The organism is Pseudomonas sp. ABFPK, assembly GCF_001586765.1.
In the GTDB taxonomy this organism is placed as follows: Bacteria; Pseudomonadota; Gammaproteobacteria; order Pseudomonadales; family Pseudomonadaceae; genus Aquipseudomonas; species Aquipseudomonas asiatica.
The window spans coordinates 188805-204108 of record NZ_LQXW01000056.1 but is presented as its reverse complement, the minus strand read 5'-3'; the positions used below and the strand labels follow the sequence as shown (position 1 = coordinate 204108).

General features: G+C 65.1%; 13 protein-coding genes and 1 pseudogene. 12 read left to right on the top strand and 2 right to left on the bottom strand.

Translation table 11 applies throughout. The features are described from left to right. Positions 1-42 precede the first annotated feature (42 nt). The 3 genes from WM94_RS25005 (at position 43) to WM94_RS24995 (ending at position 2519) form a co-directional block, all read left to right on the top strand. A complete protein-coding gene (locus WM94_RS25005; protein ID WP_061552364.1) occupies positions 43-666 on the top strand; it encodes a glutathione S-transferase in 624 nt (207 codons plus the stop codon). Between the two features lie 144 nt (positions 667-810). After that, positions 811-1743: an ABC transporter ATP-binding protein gene (locus WM94_RS25000; protein WP_013971560.1), complete on the top strand. Its 933-nt coding sequence runs from the start codon at positions 811-813 to the stop codon at positions 1741-1743. After that, positions 1740-2519, top strand: a complete 780-nt coding sequence (locus tag WM94_RS24995) for an ABC transporter permease (protein ID WP_015269397.1) — start codon at positions 1740-1742, stop codon at positions 2517-2519. Before WM94_RS25000 ends, WM94_RS24995 begins: the two co-directional genes overlap by 4 nt. A gap of 9 nt (positions 2520-2528) precedes the next feature. Here the strand turns inward: WM94_RS24995 and WM94_RS29805 are convergent. After that, a pseudogene (locus WM94_RS29805) lies at positions 2529-3035 on the bottom strand (DUF2062 domain-containing protein); the annotation flags it as partial. A 142-nt stretch (positions 3036-3177) separates the two neighbouring features. On the opposite strand from WM94_RS29805, the gene WM94_RS24990 reads away from it, so the two are divergent. The 8 genes from WM94_RS24990 (at position 3178) to murB (ending at position 10148) form a co-directional block, all read left to right on the top strand. Next, positions 3178-5391, top strand: coding sequence for a DNA internalization-related competence protein ComEC/Rec2 (locus WM94_RS24990; protein ID WP_061552402.1), 2214 nt, complete (start codon positions 3178-3180; stop codon positions 5389-5391). 218 nt (positions 5392-5609) lie between these two features. Next, entirely contained in the window at positions 5610-6245 is a 636-nt protein-coding gene (locus WM94_RS24985) for a MotA/TolQ/ExbB proton channel family protein (protein ID WP_003259970.1), read from the top strand. Then, the gene (locus WM94_RS24980; RefSeq protein WP_013971564.1) at positions 6242-6676 is read left to right on the top strand and encodes a biopolymer transporter ExbD; all 435 of its coding nucleotides are present in this window, start codon (positions 6242-6244) and stop codon (positions 6674-6676) included. Before WM94_RS24985 ends, WM94_RS24980 begins: the two co-directional genes overlap by 4 nt. After that, positions 6676-7677, top strand: coding sequence for a tetraacyldisaccharide 4'-kinase (lpxK, locus tag WM94_RS24975; protein ID WP_061552363.1), 1002 nt, complete (start codon positions 6676-6678; stop codon positions 7675-7677). The genes WM94_RS24980 and lpxK overlap by 1 nt, the downstream gene beginning before the upstream one ends. A gap of 44 nt (positions 7678-7721) precedes the next feature. Beyond that, a complete protein-coding gene (locus WM94_RS24970) occupies positions 7722-7907 on the top strand; it encodes a Trm112 family protein (protein ID WP_011532874.1) in 186 nt (61 codons plus the stop codon). Beyond that, the gene (gene kdsB, locus WM94_RS24965; RefSeq protein WP_015269402.1) at positions 7904-8668 is read left to right on the top strand and encodes a 3-deoxy-manno-octulosonate cytidylyltransferase; all 765 of its coding nucleotides are present in this window, start codon (positions 7904-7906) and stop codon (positions 8666-8668) included. Before WM94_RS24970 ends, kdsB begins: the two co-directional genes overlap by 4 nt. Next, positions 8668-9132 carry a low molecular weight protein-tyrosine-phosphatase gene (locus WM94_RS24960; RefSeq protein ID WP_003259973.1) on the top strand — a complete coding sequence of 155 codons (465 nt, stop codon included), beginning with the start codon at positions 8668-8670 and terminating at the stop codon, positions 9130-9132. Before kdsB ends, WM94_RS24960 begins: the two co-directional genes overlap by 1 nt. Continuing rightward, positions 9129-10148 (top strand): UDP-N-acetylmuramate dehydrogenase, encoded by a 1020-nt coding sequence (gene murB / locus WM94_RS24955; RefSeq protein WP_061552362.1) that lies wholly within the window; start codon positions 9129-9131, stop codon positions 10146-10148. The genes WM94_RS24960 and murB overlap by 4 nt, the downstream gene beginning before the upstream one ends. Positions 10149-10325: 177 nt before the next feature. On the opposite strand, the gene rne is transcribed toward murB, so the two are convergent. After that, positions 10326-13544 (bottom strand): ribonuclease E, encoded by a 3219-nt coding sequence (gene rne / locus WM94_RS24950; protein WP_177342431.1) that lies wholly within the window; start codon positions 13542-13544, stop codon positions 10326-10328. An 800-nt stretch (positions 13545-14344) separates the two neighbouring features. On the opposite strand from rne, the gene rluC reads away from it, so the two are divergent. Further along, positions 14345-15301, top strand: coding sequence for a 23S rRNA pseudouridine(955/2504/2580) synthase RluC (gene rluC, locus WM94_RS24945; RefSeq protein WP_013971570.1), 957 nt, complete (start codon positions 14345-14347; stop codon positions 15299-15301). The last annotated feature ends 3 nt before the right edge of the window (positions 15302-15304 follow it).

The following is a 15304-nucleotide window of genomic DNA, read 5'->3' as shown; positions in this document are numbered from 1 at the left end:
TGGAGTAGACTGCACCACCTCCGCATTCATAAGGACGTTGCCATGCTGAAGATCTGGGGCCGCAAGAATTCGAGCAATGTGCGCAAGGCGCTATGGATCGCCCACGAACTGGGCCTGGATTTCGAGTCGATCGACGCTGGCGGCGCCTTCGGCGTGGTCAACGAGCCGCACTACCGCGCGCGCAACCCCAACGGCCTGGTGCCGATGCTGGAAGACGGCGACCTGACCCTGTGGGAGTCCAACACCATCGTCCGCTACCTGTGCGCCGAGTACGGTGCGGAGCAGGGCTGGTACCTGGACGACCCGCGTCAGCGCGCCCTGGCGGACAAGTGGATGGACTGGACCACCTCGTCCTTCGCCACGCCGTTCCGCCCACTGTTCTGGGGCCTGTTGCGCACCCCGGAAGACCAGCGCGACTGGGTGGCGATCAACGCTGCGCACAAGCAATGCTCCCAGCTGCTGGCCATTGCCGACGAAGCCCTGGCCAAACAACCGTACCTTTCCGGTGACCAGATCGGCATGGGCGACATCCCACTGGGCAGCTTCATCTATGCCTGGTTCGAAATGCCCATCGAGCGCCCGGCCATGCGTCACCTTGAGGCCTGGTACGAGCGCCTCAAGGCCCGCCCTGCATACCAGGCAGCGGTAATGACTGCGCTGACCTGATCGAACACCACGGCCACTTCGATAGTCATTATCAATACACATGACTGTACTTGTGTGGCCAGGCCAAGCACCATTGGCCGCACTCACTGCGCCAGTGCCTTTACCTGGCGTGTCCTGCACCTTTTTCTCGGTAAGTGACCCGCTATGAGTTCCGCCCTGTCCATCCGACAGCTGACCAAGACCTACGGCAACGGCTTCCAGGCCCTCAAGGGCATCGATCTGGATGTTGCCGAAGGCGACTTCTTCGCCTTGCTCGGCCCCAACGGCGCGGGCAAGTCCACCACCATCGGCATCCTCTCCACCCTGGTGAACAAGACCAGCGGCACGGTCAACGTGTTCGGCCACGACCTGGACCGCGAGCCGTCGGCGCTCAAGCGTTGCCTGGGCGTGGTGCCGCAGGAGTTCAACTTCAACCAGTTCGAGAAAACCTTCGACATCGTCGTGACCCAGGCCGGTTACTACGGCATCCCGCCCAAGGTGGCCAAGGAGCGTGCCGAGCAGTACCTGACCCAGCTCGGCCTGTGGGACAAGCGTGACGTGCAGTCGCGTTCGCTGTCGGGGGGCATGAAGCGCCGCCTGATGATTGCCCGCGCGCTGATCCACGAACCGCGCCTGCTGATTCTCGACGAGCCCACCGCCGGTGTGGACATCGAACTGCGTCGTTCGATGTGGAGCTTCCTCACCGAGCTGAACCAGAAGGGCATCACCATCATCCTCACCACCCACTACCTGGAAGAGGCCGAGCAGCTGTGCCGTAACATCGGCATCATCGACCACGGCACCATCGTCGAGAACACCAGCATGCGCCAGTTGCTGGGCAAGCTGCATGTCGAAACCTTCGTGCTCGACCTCAGGCAGGACCTGGCCACTGCACCGGTGCTGCAGGGCTACCCGTGCCGGCTGCTGACCCCGCACACCCTGGAAGTGCAGGTGGACAAGGACATCGGCATCACTGCGCTGTTCGGCCAGCTGGCGCTGCAGAACATCGAGGTGCAGAGCCTGCGCAACAAGACCAACCGACTCGAGGAGCTGTTCGTGTCCCTGGTGGAAAAAAACCTGTCGAAGGTGGCCGTATGAGTGTGGAGCTGCGCACCAACTGGGTCGCCCTGAACACCATCGTCTACCGCGAAGTGCGGCGCTTCCTGCGTATCTGGCCGCAGACCCTGTTGCCGCCAGCGATCACCATGGTTCTGTACTTCGTCATCTTCGGTAACCTGATCGGTCGGCAGATCGGCGACATGGGTGGCTTCAGCTACATGGAGTACATCGTGCCGGGGTTGATCATGATGTCGGTGATCACCAACTCCTACGGCAACGTGGTGTCGAGCTTCTTCGGCAGCAAGTTCCAGCGTTCTATCGAGGAGTTGATGGTGTCGCCGGTTTCGCCACACACCATCCTCGTCGGTTATGTGCTGGGTGGCGTGCTGCGCGGCTTGGCGGTGGGCGTGATCGTGACCTTCCTGTCGCTGTTCTTCACCCATTTGCAGGTGCACCACCTGGGCGTGACCGTGGTCGTGGTACTGCTGACCGCAACCATTTTCTCGCTGCTGGGCTTCGTCAACGCGGTGTTCGCACGCAACTTCGACGATATCTCGATCATCCCGACCTTCGTGCTGACGCCGCTGACGTACCTGGGCGGGGTGTTCTATTCGATCAACCTGCTGCCGCCGTTCTGGCAGACCGTGTCGTTGGCCAACCCGGTTCTGCACATGGTCAACTCGTTCCGCTACGGCATTCTAGGGGTGTCGGATATCAGCATTGGTACGGCGATTACCTTCATGCTGGTCGCCACCGCGGTGCTGTACCTGGTGTGCGTTCGCCTGCTGGTCAGCGGCCGCGGCATGCGTGCCTGAAGCCTTGCACCGGCATTGGCGCAGACGCCACTGCCGGCCCACCCACCAGCGCCAGTAGAGCATGGTGGTGAAGTAGCCAAGGATGCCCAGCACCACACCGCACACCACCGAGCCGAGCAGGAAAGGTTGCCACAACGTCGACAGCTGGTCGGTTATCCACTGGAAAGTCAGTTCGTCGGGCAGGGTGCGCGGCGGTACCTGCATCAGCCAGGCGCCGGTCATGTAGGTGACGAAGAACACCGGTGGCATGGTCAGCGGGTTGGTCAGCCAAACCAGGCTGACCGCGATCGGCAGGTTGCCGCGCAGCGGAATGGCCAGCGCGGCGGCCAGCAGCATTTGCGCCGGCATCGGGATCAGCGCCGCGAACAGGCCAACGCCCATGGCCCTCGCCACCGAATGGCGGTTCAGGTGCCAGAGGTTCGGGTCATGCAGCAACTTGCCGAAAAAGCGTAAGGACTTGTGTTCCCGAATACTGGTCGGGTCCGGCATGTAGCGTTTGAAAAGTCGGCGCGGCATGTAGGCTCCCGGAGCATTGATCCGGGCAGTATGCCCTGATTCCCGCTCAGCCTCGTTTAGAGTTTGTGACAATTGTTGAGCAAGCGCTGCCGGCAATTGGGCTATGCCTCAGAAGGTGATTTCGCTTCTGGAGCTCTACTTCATGCGCACAGGGATGTTTGCGCTCGCGCTCGGGCTGTTGTGTCTGGGCTTTCTCCCCGCATTGCCATCGGTCGGATGGCTGGTGCTGCTGGCTGTAGCCGGTGGCCTCGGCCTGTTTACCCGGCTGTGGCCACTGGGCTGTTTTCTGTTGGGCCTGTGTTGGGCCTGCTGGTCTGCGCAGCTGGCGCTGGATGACCGCCTGGCCCCAGGGCTGGATGGCCGCACGCTGTGGCTTGAGGGCCAGGTGGTCGGCCTGCCGACCCGGACTGCGCAGGGTGTGCGCTTCGAGCTAAACGCGGCCCGCTCGCGGCGGGCAGAGCTGCCTCAGCGTCTGCAACTGAGCTGGTTCGACGGCCCGCCGCTGCGCGCGGGCGAGCAGTGGCGGCTGGCGGTGACCTTGCAGCGCCCGGCCGGGCTGCTCAACCCGCATGGGCCGGACCGTGAGGCGCAATTGCTAGCGCGGCGGGTCGGTGCGACCGGTACGGTCAAGGCCGGGCAGTTGCTGGCGCCGGTTGCCGGCGGCTGGCGCGACACGCTGCGCCAGCGCCTGCTGGCAGTCGAGGCCAATGGCCGGCAGGCAGCGATGGTGGCGCTGGTGCTTGGCGACGGGGCGGGCCTGGCCCGGGAGGACTGGCAAACGTTGCAGGCCACCGGCACGGTGCACTTGCTGGTGATCTCTGGCCAGCACATCGGCCTGGTTGCCGGCTTGCTGTATGGCCTGGTTGCCGGGCTGGCGCGTTGGGGGCTGTGGCCCGCTCGGTTGCCCTGGCTGCCCTGGGCGTGTGGCCTGGCCATGGCTGCGGCACTGGCCTACGGTTGGTTGGCCGGTGGCGGTGTACCGGTGCAGCGTGCCTGCCTGATGCTGGCCGTGGTGTTGCTCTGGCGCCTGCGTTTTCGCCAACTGGGTGCGACCTTACCGTTGTTGCTGGCGCTGATTGCCGTACTGTTGGTGGAGCCGTTGGCCGCGCTGCTGCCCGGGTTCTGGCTGTCGTTCGCGGCCGTGGCCACGCTTGTCTATTGCTTCAGTGCCCGCCTGGGCAGTTGGCGGCCCTGGCAGGCCTGGACGCGGGCGCAATGGGTGATTGCCATCGGCTTGCTGCCGGTACTGCTGGCTACGGGCTTGCCGGTGAGCTTGAGTGCGCCGCTGGCCAACCTTGTTGCGGTGCCCTGGGTCAGCATAGCCGTGCTGTCATTGGCGTTGCTGGGTACTTTGCTGCTGCCGTTGGGTGGGGTAGGGGAGGCGCTGCTCTGGCTGGCGGGTGGTTTGCTTGATGTGCTTTTCCGGCTGCTGGCGCTGGCGGCGCAGCAGCCGGCGTGGCTGCCACCAGCCCTGCCATTGTGGGCCTGGCTGCTGGTGTGCCTGGGCGCGCTGCTGGTTTTGATGCCCCGTGGCGTTCCACTGCGCGGGTTGGGTGGCGTAATGCTGCTGGCGCTGTGGGTACCCCGGGAGACGGTGCCGTTCGGCCAGGTCGAGGTCTGGCAGCTGGACGTCGGCCAAGGGCTGGCGGTGTTGTTGCGCACTCGGCATCACAACCTGCTGTACGACGCCGGGCCGGCCAGGAGAGAGAGCGACCTGGGCGAGCGGGTGGTGTTGCCGACCTTGCGCAAGCTGGGGGTGGGCAGCCTGGACTTGATGCTGGTCAGCCACGCCCATGCCGACCACGCCGGTGGTGCTGGTGCAATCATACGTGGCCTGCCGGTCGAACGGGTGATCGGCGGCGAAGTGCTGGATGACATGCAACTGCAACCTTGTGTCAGTGGCGAGCAATGGACGTGGGATGGCGTGCGCTTTTCGCTGTGGCGCTGGGCTGATGGACAGAGCAGCAATGACCGCTCCTGTGCGTTGCTGGTCGAGGCGCAGGGTGAGCGGTTGTTGCTGGCGGGAGATATGGAAGCCGGTGCCGAACGGGCCTGGCTGGCGGCCACAGAAGCGCCGCGGGTCGACTGGCTGCAGTCGCCGCACCATGGCAGCCGCAGTTCGTCCAGCGAGGCCTTCATCCGTGCCACGGCGCCGCGCGGGGTACTGATTTCGCGCGGGCGCAACAACAGCTTCGGGCACCCGCACTCGCAGGTGGTCGAACGTTATCGGCGGCATGGGGTGGTGATGCATGACACGGCGGAGCAGGGGGCGTTGCGGTTGGTGCTGGGGAGGCTGGGGGAGGTCGAGAGTGTGCGCCGACAGCGGCGTTTCTGGAGGGATGCGGGCGGTGGCTGAGCAGGCCCTTTCGCGGGTAAACCCGCTCCCACAGGTACTGCACTGAACCTGAGGATGGTACAAAACCTGTGGGAGCGGGTTCACCCGCGAAAGGGCCAGTTCAGCCACCCGACAACTCAAGGTTGAAACCGGGGTAGGCCAATTCCCTGACCTCCGGCAGATGAGCCCCCGGCGCGCCTATGGTAGAGTGGCGGCCTTTTTCCGAAGGGGCGTTTACTGTGTGGGAATTGGTCAAGTCCGGCGGTTGGATGATGCTGCCGATCATTCTGAGCTCCATCGCTGCCATGGCTATCGTCGTCGAGCGCCTGTGGACCCTGCGCGTCAGTCGCGTCACCCCGCCGCACCTGCTCGGCCAGGTGTGGATATGGATCAAGGACAAGCAACTGACCAGTGACAAGCTCAAGGCCCTGCGTGCTGATTCGCCATTGGGCGAAATCCTCGCCGCCGGCCTGGCCAACTCGCGCCATGGTCGCGAAATCATGAAGGAATGCATCGAGGAGGCCGCCTCGCGCGTCATCCACGAACTGGAACGCTACATCAGCACCCTCGGCACCATCGCCGCCATGGCCCCGCTGCTGGGCCTGCTGGGCACCGTGCTGGGCATGATCGACATCTTCAGCGCCTTCATGGGCTCGCAGATGACCGCCAACGCCGCAGTGCTGGCCGGTGGTATCTCCAAGGCCCTGGTCACCACCGCGGCCGGCCTGATGGTCGGTATCCCGGCGGTATTCTTCCACCGCTTCCTGCTGCGCCGTATCGATGAGTTGGTGGTGGGCATGGAGCAGGAAGCTATCAAGTTGGTGGAAGTGATCCAGGGCGACCGTGAAGTGGAAGTGGCCGGAGGCAAGGCGTGAAGTTCCGGCGCAATCGCCAGCGGGAGAACGTCGACATCAACCTGGCGTCGCTGATCGACGTGGTGTTCGTCCTGCTGCTGTTTTTCGTGGTCACCACCACCTTCACCCGCGAGACCCAGCTGCGCGTCGAGCTGCCTGAAGCCGCCAGCGCCGAACCGGCGGCGCCCGACCAGGGCAAGCTGGTGGAAATCACCATCAGCGCCGAAGGCGTGTACTCGGTGAACAACCACTTGCTGCCAAAGAGCGACCTGGCCACCCTGAGCGAAGCGATCGAGCGTGAGTCGGGCGGCGACAACAAGCTGCCGCTGGCCATCAGCGCCGACGGCAAGACCCCGCACCAGGCCGTGGTCACTGCGATGGATGCCGCCGGCAAGCTCGGTTTCAGCCAGTTGCGCATGACCACTGTCGAGGCGGCCCAGGGCACACCTTGATGGCCTTCGCCGACCGCCTGCTCGCCGCCTGGTACGCCGGGCACCCGGCCCTGGCGCTGCTGCGCCCGCTGGAGGCGCTGTATCGCCGCGTGGTCACGCGCAAGCGGGCGCGTTTTCTCAGTGGCGAAAGTGCCAGCTACCGGGCCCCGGTGCCGGTCATCGTGGTGGGTAACATTACCGTGGGTGGTACCGGCAAGACGCCGATGATCCTCTGGCTGATCGAGCATTGCCGCAAGCAGGGGGTGAAGGTGGGCGTGGTCAGCCGTGGCTATGGCGCCGAACCGCCGCAGCTACCCTGGCGCGTGCAGCCCGATCAGGCTGCCGGGCAGGCCGGCGACGAACCGCTGCTGATCGTGCAGCGCACCGGCGTGCCGCTGATGATCGACCCCGACCGCTCCCGGGCCGTGCAGGCATTGCTGGCCAGCGAACCCCTCGACCTGATCCTGTGTGACGACGGCATGCAGCACTATCGCCTGGCGCGCGACCTGGAGCTGGTGCTGATCGATGCCGCCCGCGGCCTGGGCAATGGCCGCTGCCTGCCGGCGGGGCCACTGCGTGAGCCCGCCGAGCGCCTGCGCGAGGCTGACGCAGTGCTGTTCAACGGCGCCAGCGCAGACCGCGCCGATGGTTTCGGCTTCCGCCTGCAGCCGTCCGCCCTGGTGAACCTGCGCAGTGGCGAGCGCCGCGCGCTTGACCATTTCCCTGCAGGCCAACGCCTGCACGCGGTGGCCGGTATCGGCAACCCGCAACGTTTCTTCAATACCCTGCTGGGGCTAAACTGGCAGCCGGTGCCGCATCCCTTTGCCGACCATGCGCAGTTCAGCGCCCGGAGCCTGGCCTTCAGCCCGCCGCTGCCGCTGGTCATGACCGAGAAGGATGCGGTGAAATGCCGGGCCTTCGCCGCTGACGACTGGTGGTACCTGGCCGTCGAGGCGCAGCCCACGCCGGCTTTCAGCGCCTGGTTCGACAACCAGTTGCAACGCTTGCTGCGCAAGCCCTGAGCCCTTTTTCAATTCCCGGCCACCTGGCCTAAAGGAAGCCTCAAATGGACACCAAACTGCTCGATATCCTGGCCTGCCCGATCACCAAGGGCCCGCTCAAGCTCAGTGCCGACAAGACCGAGCTGATCAGCAAGGGTGCTGGCCTGGCCTACCCGATCCGCGACGGCATCCCGGTCATGCTGGAAAGCGAGGCACGCACCCTGACCGATGAAGAGCGTCTGGACAAATGAGCCTGGATTTCACCGTGGTGATCCCCGCCCGGCTGCGCTCCACGCGCCTGCCGGGCAAGCCATTGCTGTCGATCGCCGGCAAGCCGATGGTGCAGCATGTGTGGGAACAGGCCCGCAAGAGCGGCGCCAGCCGCGTGGTCATCGCCACCGACGACGCCAGCATCGTAGAGGCCTGCAAGGCCTTCGGTGCCGAAGTGCTGCTGACCCGTGCCGACCATGAGTCCGGCACCGACCGCCTGGCCGAAGTGGCCGTACACCTAGGCCTGTCTGCCGATGCCATCGTGGTCAATGTGCAGGGCGACGAGCCGCTGATCCCGCCGGTGATCATCGACCAGGTGGCAGCCAACCTGGCGGCGCATCCGGAAGCCGGCATCGCCACCCTGGCCGAACCGATTCATGAGCCGGAAACGGTGTTCAACCCCAATGCGGTCAAGGTGGTCAGCGACAAGAACGGCCTGGCCCTGACCTTCAGCCGTGCGCCGCTGCCCTGGGCTCGCGATGCTTTTGCCAAGGATCGCAACCTGTTGCCAGAAGGCGTGCCATATCGCCGCCACATCGGCATGTACGCCTACCGCGTCGGCTTCCTGCAGGACTTCGTCAGTTGGGGCCCATGCTGGCTCGAGCAGACCGAAGCGCTGGAGCAGCTGCGTGCCCTGTGGCATGGCGTACGCATCCACGTCGAAGACGCCATCGAGGCGCCTGCCGTGGGCGTGGATACCCCTGAAGACCTGGAGCGCGTACGGCGCTTGCTGGAGGCCTGATGCGCGTCCTGTTCGTCTGCCTCGGCAATATCTGTCGCTCGCCCACCGCCGAAGGCGTGCTGCGCCATCAATTGCAGGCTGCCGGGCTTGCCGACCGGGTGCATGTGGCCTCGGCCGGCACCGGCGACTGGCACGTCGGCAAGGCGCCTGACAGCCGCACCTGCAAGGCAGCGCTGGCGCGTGGCTATGACCTTTCGCAGCAACGCGCTCAGCAGGTCAAGGCGGCGCACTTTGCCGAATATGACCTGATCCTGGCCATGGACGAGAGCAACCTTGGCCATTTGCGTGCGATGCGCCCGCACACGGCAGTGGGGGAGCTCGACCTGTTCCTGCGCCGCTATGGCGCAGCGCTGGATGAAGTGCCAGACCCGTACTACGGTGGCGCCGACGGCTTCGAGCAGGTGCTCGACCTGGTTGAAGCGGCGTGCCAGGCGCTGGTCCTGGAAATCAAGGGGCGGCTATGACAGTGCAGTGGCAGGAGCAGGTATCGCTCAAGCCGTACAACACCTTTGGCATCGACGTGAAGGCGCGGTATTTCACCCAGGCACATGATGACCAGGAGGTGCGCCTGGCGCTGGCCCAGGCACAGCAAGGCGGCGTGCCGGTGCTGGTGATTGGCGGTGGCAGCAACTTGCTGCTGACCCGCGATATCGATGCGCTGGTGCTGCATATGGCCAGCCGTGGTCGGCGCGTGCTCAGCGACGATGGTGAACGTATCGTGGTCGAGGCCGAGGCCGGTGAGCCGTGGCACCCGTTTGTGCAGTGGGCACTGGCGCAGGGGTATTGCGGGCTGGAAAACCTCAGCCTGATTCCCGGCACCGTTGGCGCCGCGCCGATGCAGAACGTGGGCGCCTATGGCGTGGAGATCAAGGACATGTTCGTCGGCCTGACCGCCCTGGACCGCGAGACCGGCGAGTTGCGTGACTTCGGCCTGGCTGAGTGTGCCTTCGGGTATCGCGACAGCCTGTTCAAGCGCAACCCTGGGCGTTGGTTGATCCTGCGTGTGCGCTTTGCCTTGAGCCGTACGCTGCAGGCCCACCTGGACTACGGCCCGGTGCGCCAGCGCCTGGCGGAACAGGGCGTGACCGAGCCGACCGCGCAGGCGATCAGCGAGGCGATCTGCAGCATTCGCCGCGAGAAGCTGCCAGACCCGGCAGAGCTGGGTAATGCCGGGAGCTTCTTCAAGAACCCGGTGGTCTCGGCGGAACTGGTCGAGCGTATTCGTGCGCAGAACCCAGGGGTAGTGGCTTATCCCCAAGCCGATGGCCAGGTGAAGCTGGCGGCAGGCTGGTTGATCGAGCAGGCAGGCTGGAAGGGCCACCGCGAGGGGGATGCCGGGGTGCATCGTTTGCAGTCGCTGGTGCTGGTCAACTACGGCCAGGCGAGCGGGGCGCAGATGCATGCACTGGCGCGGCGGATCCAGGCCGATATCCTCGAGCGGTTCGGGGTCGAGCTGGAGATGGAGCCTAACCTCTACTGATTCAGTGCCTGGGCTGGCCCTTTCGCGGCTGAATCCGCTCCCACAGGGGCTTCATAGGGCCTGAGGTGGTGGGCCCTGTGGGTTTACCCGCGAAGAGACCGGTACAGGAAAAACGCCCAGCCAAGAAAAAGCCCCGCCAGTGCGAACTGGCGGGGCTTTTTCATTCAGCCTTGGCTATCAACCGTGATGAGGCTTTTGCTCATCGCTGGCTTCCAGGGCTGGCTCCTCGGTGGCTGCAGCAGCTTCCTGTGCGGCCTTGGCGGCAGCCTCGGCCTCACGCTTGCGGCGACGCACTTCACGCGGGTCGTTCGGCGCACGGCCGTTGGCCAGCATGACAGTGGCAGGTTCCACCGCCGCAGGGGCTTCGACCGGTGCGGGCTCGACGGCCACTGGTGCAGGCTCGGCCACCACTTCTGGCTGGGCTTCGACAACCGGGGCAGGTTGCTCGGCAACCGGAGCGGCTTCGACCACGGTCGGGGCCTGCTCGATTTCACCGGCCTCGACGGCAGGCGCTTCTACCGGTGCTTCGGCAACCACTACCGGTTCGGCAGCAGGTGCTTCGTCGACCACTGGCTGCGGAGCGACTTCGACCACTGGCTCGGCAGTTGCTTCGACCACGGCTACAGGCTCGCTGACCGGCTGCTCGACCACTGGGGCCTCGGCCACTTCTTCAGCCTTGGCGGCAGCTTCGACCTGCTCGAACTTCTCAGCCTGCTCGACCGGCTGGGCGACTTCGGCGGTGGCAAGCTCGGCCTGCTGGTTGGCCTGGGCTTCGGCGTCGGCACTGATGTTGCTGCTGGCGACAGCGGCAGTCACGGCCAGGCCGGCGGCCAGTTCGGCACCCAGCTCGGTGGCCTGGTGCTGTTGTGGCTGCTCTTCGCTGCCTTCTTCCTCGCTGCCATCGATCAGCTCGCCGTTGGCGTTGCGCTGACGCTCACGACGGTTGCTGCGACGACGCTGGCCACGGGAACGGCGGCGCGGGCGCTCGCCATCGGTGCCTTCCTGTTCGTCCTGCAGCAGCTCTTCGTTCGGCAGTTGCTCTTCGGCCAGCTCGGCAGCCTGCTCGGCGGCTTCTTCGGCTACGCGTGGCTGACGCTCTTCGCGTGGTGGGCGAGGGGCACGTTCTTCGCGTGGAGCACGTTCCTCGCGAGGAGCACGTTCTTCGCGAGGAGCACGTTCTTCACGTGGAGCACGTTCTTCACGAGGTGCGCGCTCTTCACGTGGTGCGCGTTCCTCGCGAGGTGCACGCTCTTCACGTGGGGCACGTTCTTCACGGGCTACACGTTCCTCGCGCGGCTGACGTTCTTCACGCTCGGCAGGGGTGGCGTCCAGTGGCTCGCGCAGTTCGCGCACGCGCTCTTCGCCACGGTTGCCGCGGCGGTCTTCGCGTGGCTGGCGTGGAGCACGCTCTTCGCGTGGAGCACGTTCTTCACGCGGTGCACGCTCTTCGCGTGGGGCGCGTTCTTCACGTGGTGCACGCTCTTCGCGCGGGGCACGTTCTTCACGAGGTGCACGCTCGGCACGCTCTTCACGCGGCTTGCGCTCTTCGTCGCGGCGGCCGTTGCGGTTGCGGCTTTGCTGGCGGCCGTTGCGGCGTTCTTCGTTGCGTGGGCTGCGCTCGGCGGCCGGCTTCTCGGTGGCAGTGACAACCGGCGCTGCGGCAGGCTCTTCCTTGCCGGCGAACAGGCTTACCAGCGACTTCACCAGGCCCTTGAACAGGCTTGGCTCCGGAGCGACCGGGGCAGGGGCGACCGGTGCGGCTGGCTGCGGTTCTTCGACAGTGGCCGGTACCGGCGCGTTGGCGCGGGCCGGGGCGGTCTTGACTGCGGCTTCCTGGCGAACCAGGGTGCGGGTGGCGGTCGGCTGCGGCGCTTCTTCGGCTTCGGCGGCGGCGATCTCGTAGCTGGACTGGTTGCTCAGCACTTCCGGGTTGTCGTCGCGCAGGCGCTGGACTTCGAAGTGCGGGGTTTCCAGGTGATCGTTCGGCAGGATGATGATGCGCGCACGGGTACGCAGTTCGATCTTGGTGATCGAGTTGCGCTTCTCGTTGAGCAGGAAGGCAGCCACCGGGATCGGCACCTGGGCGCGAACTTCGGCGGTGCGGTCCTTCAGGGCCTCTTCTTCGATCAGGCGCAGGATGGCCAGCGACAGCGATTCGACGTCACGGATGATGCCGGTGCCGGAGCAGCGTGGGCAGACGATGCCGCTGCTTTCGCCCAGCGACGGGCGCAGGCGCTGACGGGACATTTCCAGCAGGCCGAAGCGCGAGATGCGGCCGACCTGTACGCGGGCGCGGTCGGCTTCCAGGCACTCGCGAACACGTTCTTCGACGGCGCGCTGGTTTTTCGCCGGGGTCATGTCGATGAAGTCGATGACGATCAGGCCGCCGATGTCACGCAGGCGCAGCTGGCGGGCGATTTCCTCGGCCGCTTCCAGGTTGGTCTGCAGGGCGGTTTCTTCGATGTCGCTGCCTTTGGTGGCGCGCGCCGAGTTGATGTCGATCGACACCAGGGCTTCGGTCGGGTCGATCACGATCGAACCGCCGGACGGCAGCTCGACCACGCGCTGGAAGGCGGTCTCGATCTGGCTTTCGATCTGGAAGCGGTTGAACAGCGGCACGCTGTCTTCGTACAGCTTCACCTTGCTGGCGTACTGCGGCATGACCTGGCGGATGAAGGTCAGGGCTTCTTCCTGGGCATCGATGCTGTCGATCAGCACTTCGCCGATGTCCTGGCGCAGATAGTCGCGGATGGCGCGGATGATGACGTTGCTTTCCTGGTAGATCAGGAATGGCGCGGCGCGGTCCTGGGACGCTTCCTTGATGGCGGTCCACAGTTGCAGCAGGTAGTCGAGGTCCCACTGCATTTCTTCGCTGCTGCGGCCAAGGCCGGCAGTGCGCACGATCAGGCCCATGTCGCCCGGCACGGTCAGGCCATTCAGGGCTTCACGCAGTTCGTTGCGCTCTTCGCCTTCGATGCGGCGGGAGATGCCACCGGCGCGCGGGTTGTTCGGCATCAGCACCAGGTAGCGGCCGGCCAGGCTGATGAAGGTGGTGAGGGCGGCGCCTTTGTTGCCACGCTCTTCCTTCTCGACCTGGACGATGACTTCCTGGCCTTCGCTCAGCACTTCCTTGATGTTGACCCGCCCTTCGGGGGCTTTCTTGAAGTATTCGCGGGAGATTTCTTTCAGCGGCAGGAAGCCGTGACGTTCGGAGCCGAAGTCGACGAAGGCGGCTTCGAGGCTGGGTTCGATGCGGGTGATCTTGCCTTTGTAGATGTTGGCCTTTTTCTGCTCGCGCGCGCCGGACTCGATGTCCAGGTCGTAGAGACGTTGGCCGTCCACCAGGGCTACACGCAACTCTTCGGGTTGAGTCGCGTTAATCAGCATTCTTTTCATGTTGTACCGTCGGTTTCCGGGCTGCCGGAAACGGCGTTCGGCACACACGACGTCTCATGGTCGGTGCCAAGGTGCGCAAAGGGTGGCCGGGCCACCCCCGTGTCGAGCAACGTTCGGCACCAGCCGGTTGCCCAGCCTGCCGTTGTCGCGACGACGCGTCCTGTTTGCTGCGGTGCCAACAAGGCCCCGGTGGCTTCGAATTGGAATCCGAATCAACCAAGCGGGCCTTGTGCACTCAGTCAGGAGGAGGAATCAACCGTCAGCCGTGGACGCCCGGGGGCATCTGTTCAGGACCTTATCCGCTCGCCAGCCCGCTCAGTGGGCTGGTGGGCCGGACGCGGTGCTACACGGTCCGAGGGCTGTGCATCTCCACCCTGCACGTATCCCTGATAATTCGGGTGCTGCCGCGCGCTGAATCCGCAACGGGTTGCATTTTTCGCCAGCGCAGGTTCTGCGCTGGCGCCATTCATGTCCAAGGCAGGTATTTCCGAAGCATTCGCCGGGCGTTGCGTGGAAGCGACGGGGCGGGCAGAGGTGCAGCGAAAAGAATCGGGTAAGCAGGTGAAACACCGCACTTGTCGTTTTTTTTCGGTCTTCTCTACACAGCGCTGGTGGCGATTCCAGGCAATTCGGTAAACTGGCGAAAACCCCGTAGGACGGCCTCGCGTCCTGGAGAATTGCGTTGGTCAGGGACCGGCTCGGAGCCTGGTGCCGCTGGCCTGCCGCTTTTGGCGGCGTTCGCGACTATAGCAGCAATGATTAAGTGCTTCAATTCCATAAAAAATTGTTATGATCCCGCCATGACGACCAATACCCCTCCGACTTCCGGCGTTCAGCTGATCGAAGTCGCGCCGGAGCTTGCCGGCCAACGCATCGACAATTTCCTCATCACGGCCCTCAAGGGCGTGCCCAAGACCTTGGTGTACCGCATCCTGCGCAAGGGTGAAGTACGGGTCAACAAGGGCCGCGTCAAGCCGGAGTACAAGATCCAGGCCGGCGACATCGTGCGGGTACCGCCCGTCCGCCTGCCGGAGCGTGACGAGCCCGCGCCGGTGGCCCAGGGCCTGTTGCAGCGCCTGGAAGCGGCCATTGTCTACGAAGACAAGGCGCTGATCGTGATGAACAAGCCGGCCGGCATCGCCGTGCATGGCGGCAGCGGCCTGAGCTTCGGCGTGATCGAGGCGCTGCGCCAGTTGCGCCCGGACGCCAAGGAGCTGGAGCTGGTGCACCGCCTGGACCGCGACACCTCCGGTCTGCTGATGATCGCCAAGAAGCGCAGCATGCTGAGGCACCTGCACGCCGCATTGCGTGGCGACGGTGTCGACAAGCGCTACATGGCGCTGGTGCGCGGCCACTGGCCGACCTCGAAGAAGCAGGTCAGCGCGCCGTTGCTCAAGAGCAACCTGCGCTCCGGCGAGCGCATGGTCGAGGTGAATGACGAGGGCAAGGAGGCGCTGACCCTGTTCCGCGTGCTGCGCCGCTTCGGCGAGTTCGCCACCATTGTCGAGGCGCGCCCGATCACTGGCCGTACCCACCAGATCCGTGTGCACACCCTGCATGCCGGGCATATGATCGCTGGCGACAGCAAGTACGGCGACGAAGACTTCAGTCGTGAAATTCGCGACTTGGGCGGCAAGCGCCTGTTCCTGCATGCCTACGCACTGACCGTGCCGCTGCCGGACGGTGGCGAGTTGAAGCTCGAGGCGCCGGTGGATGAAGTCTGGGCGAAAACCGTTGAACGTCTGAGTGCGTCCTGATCC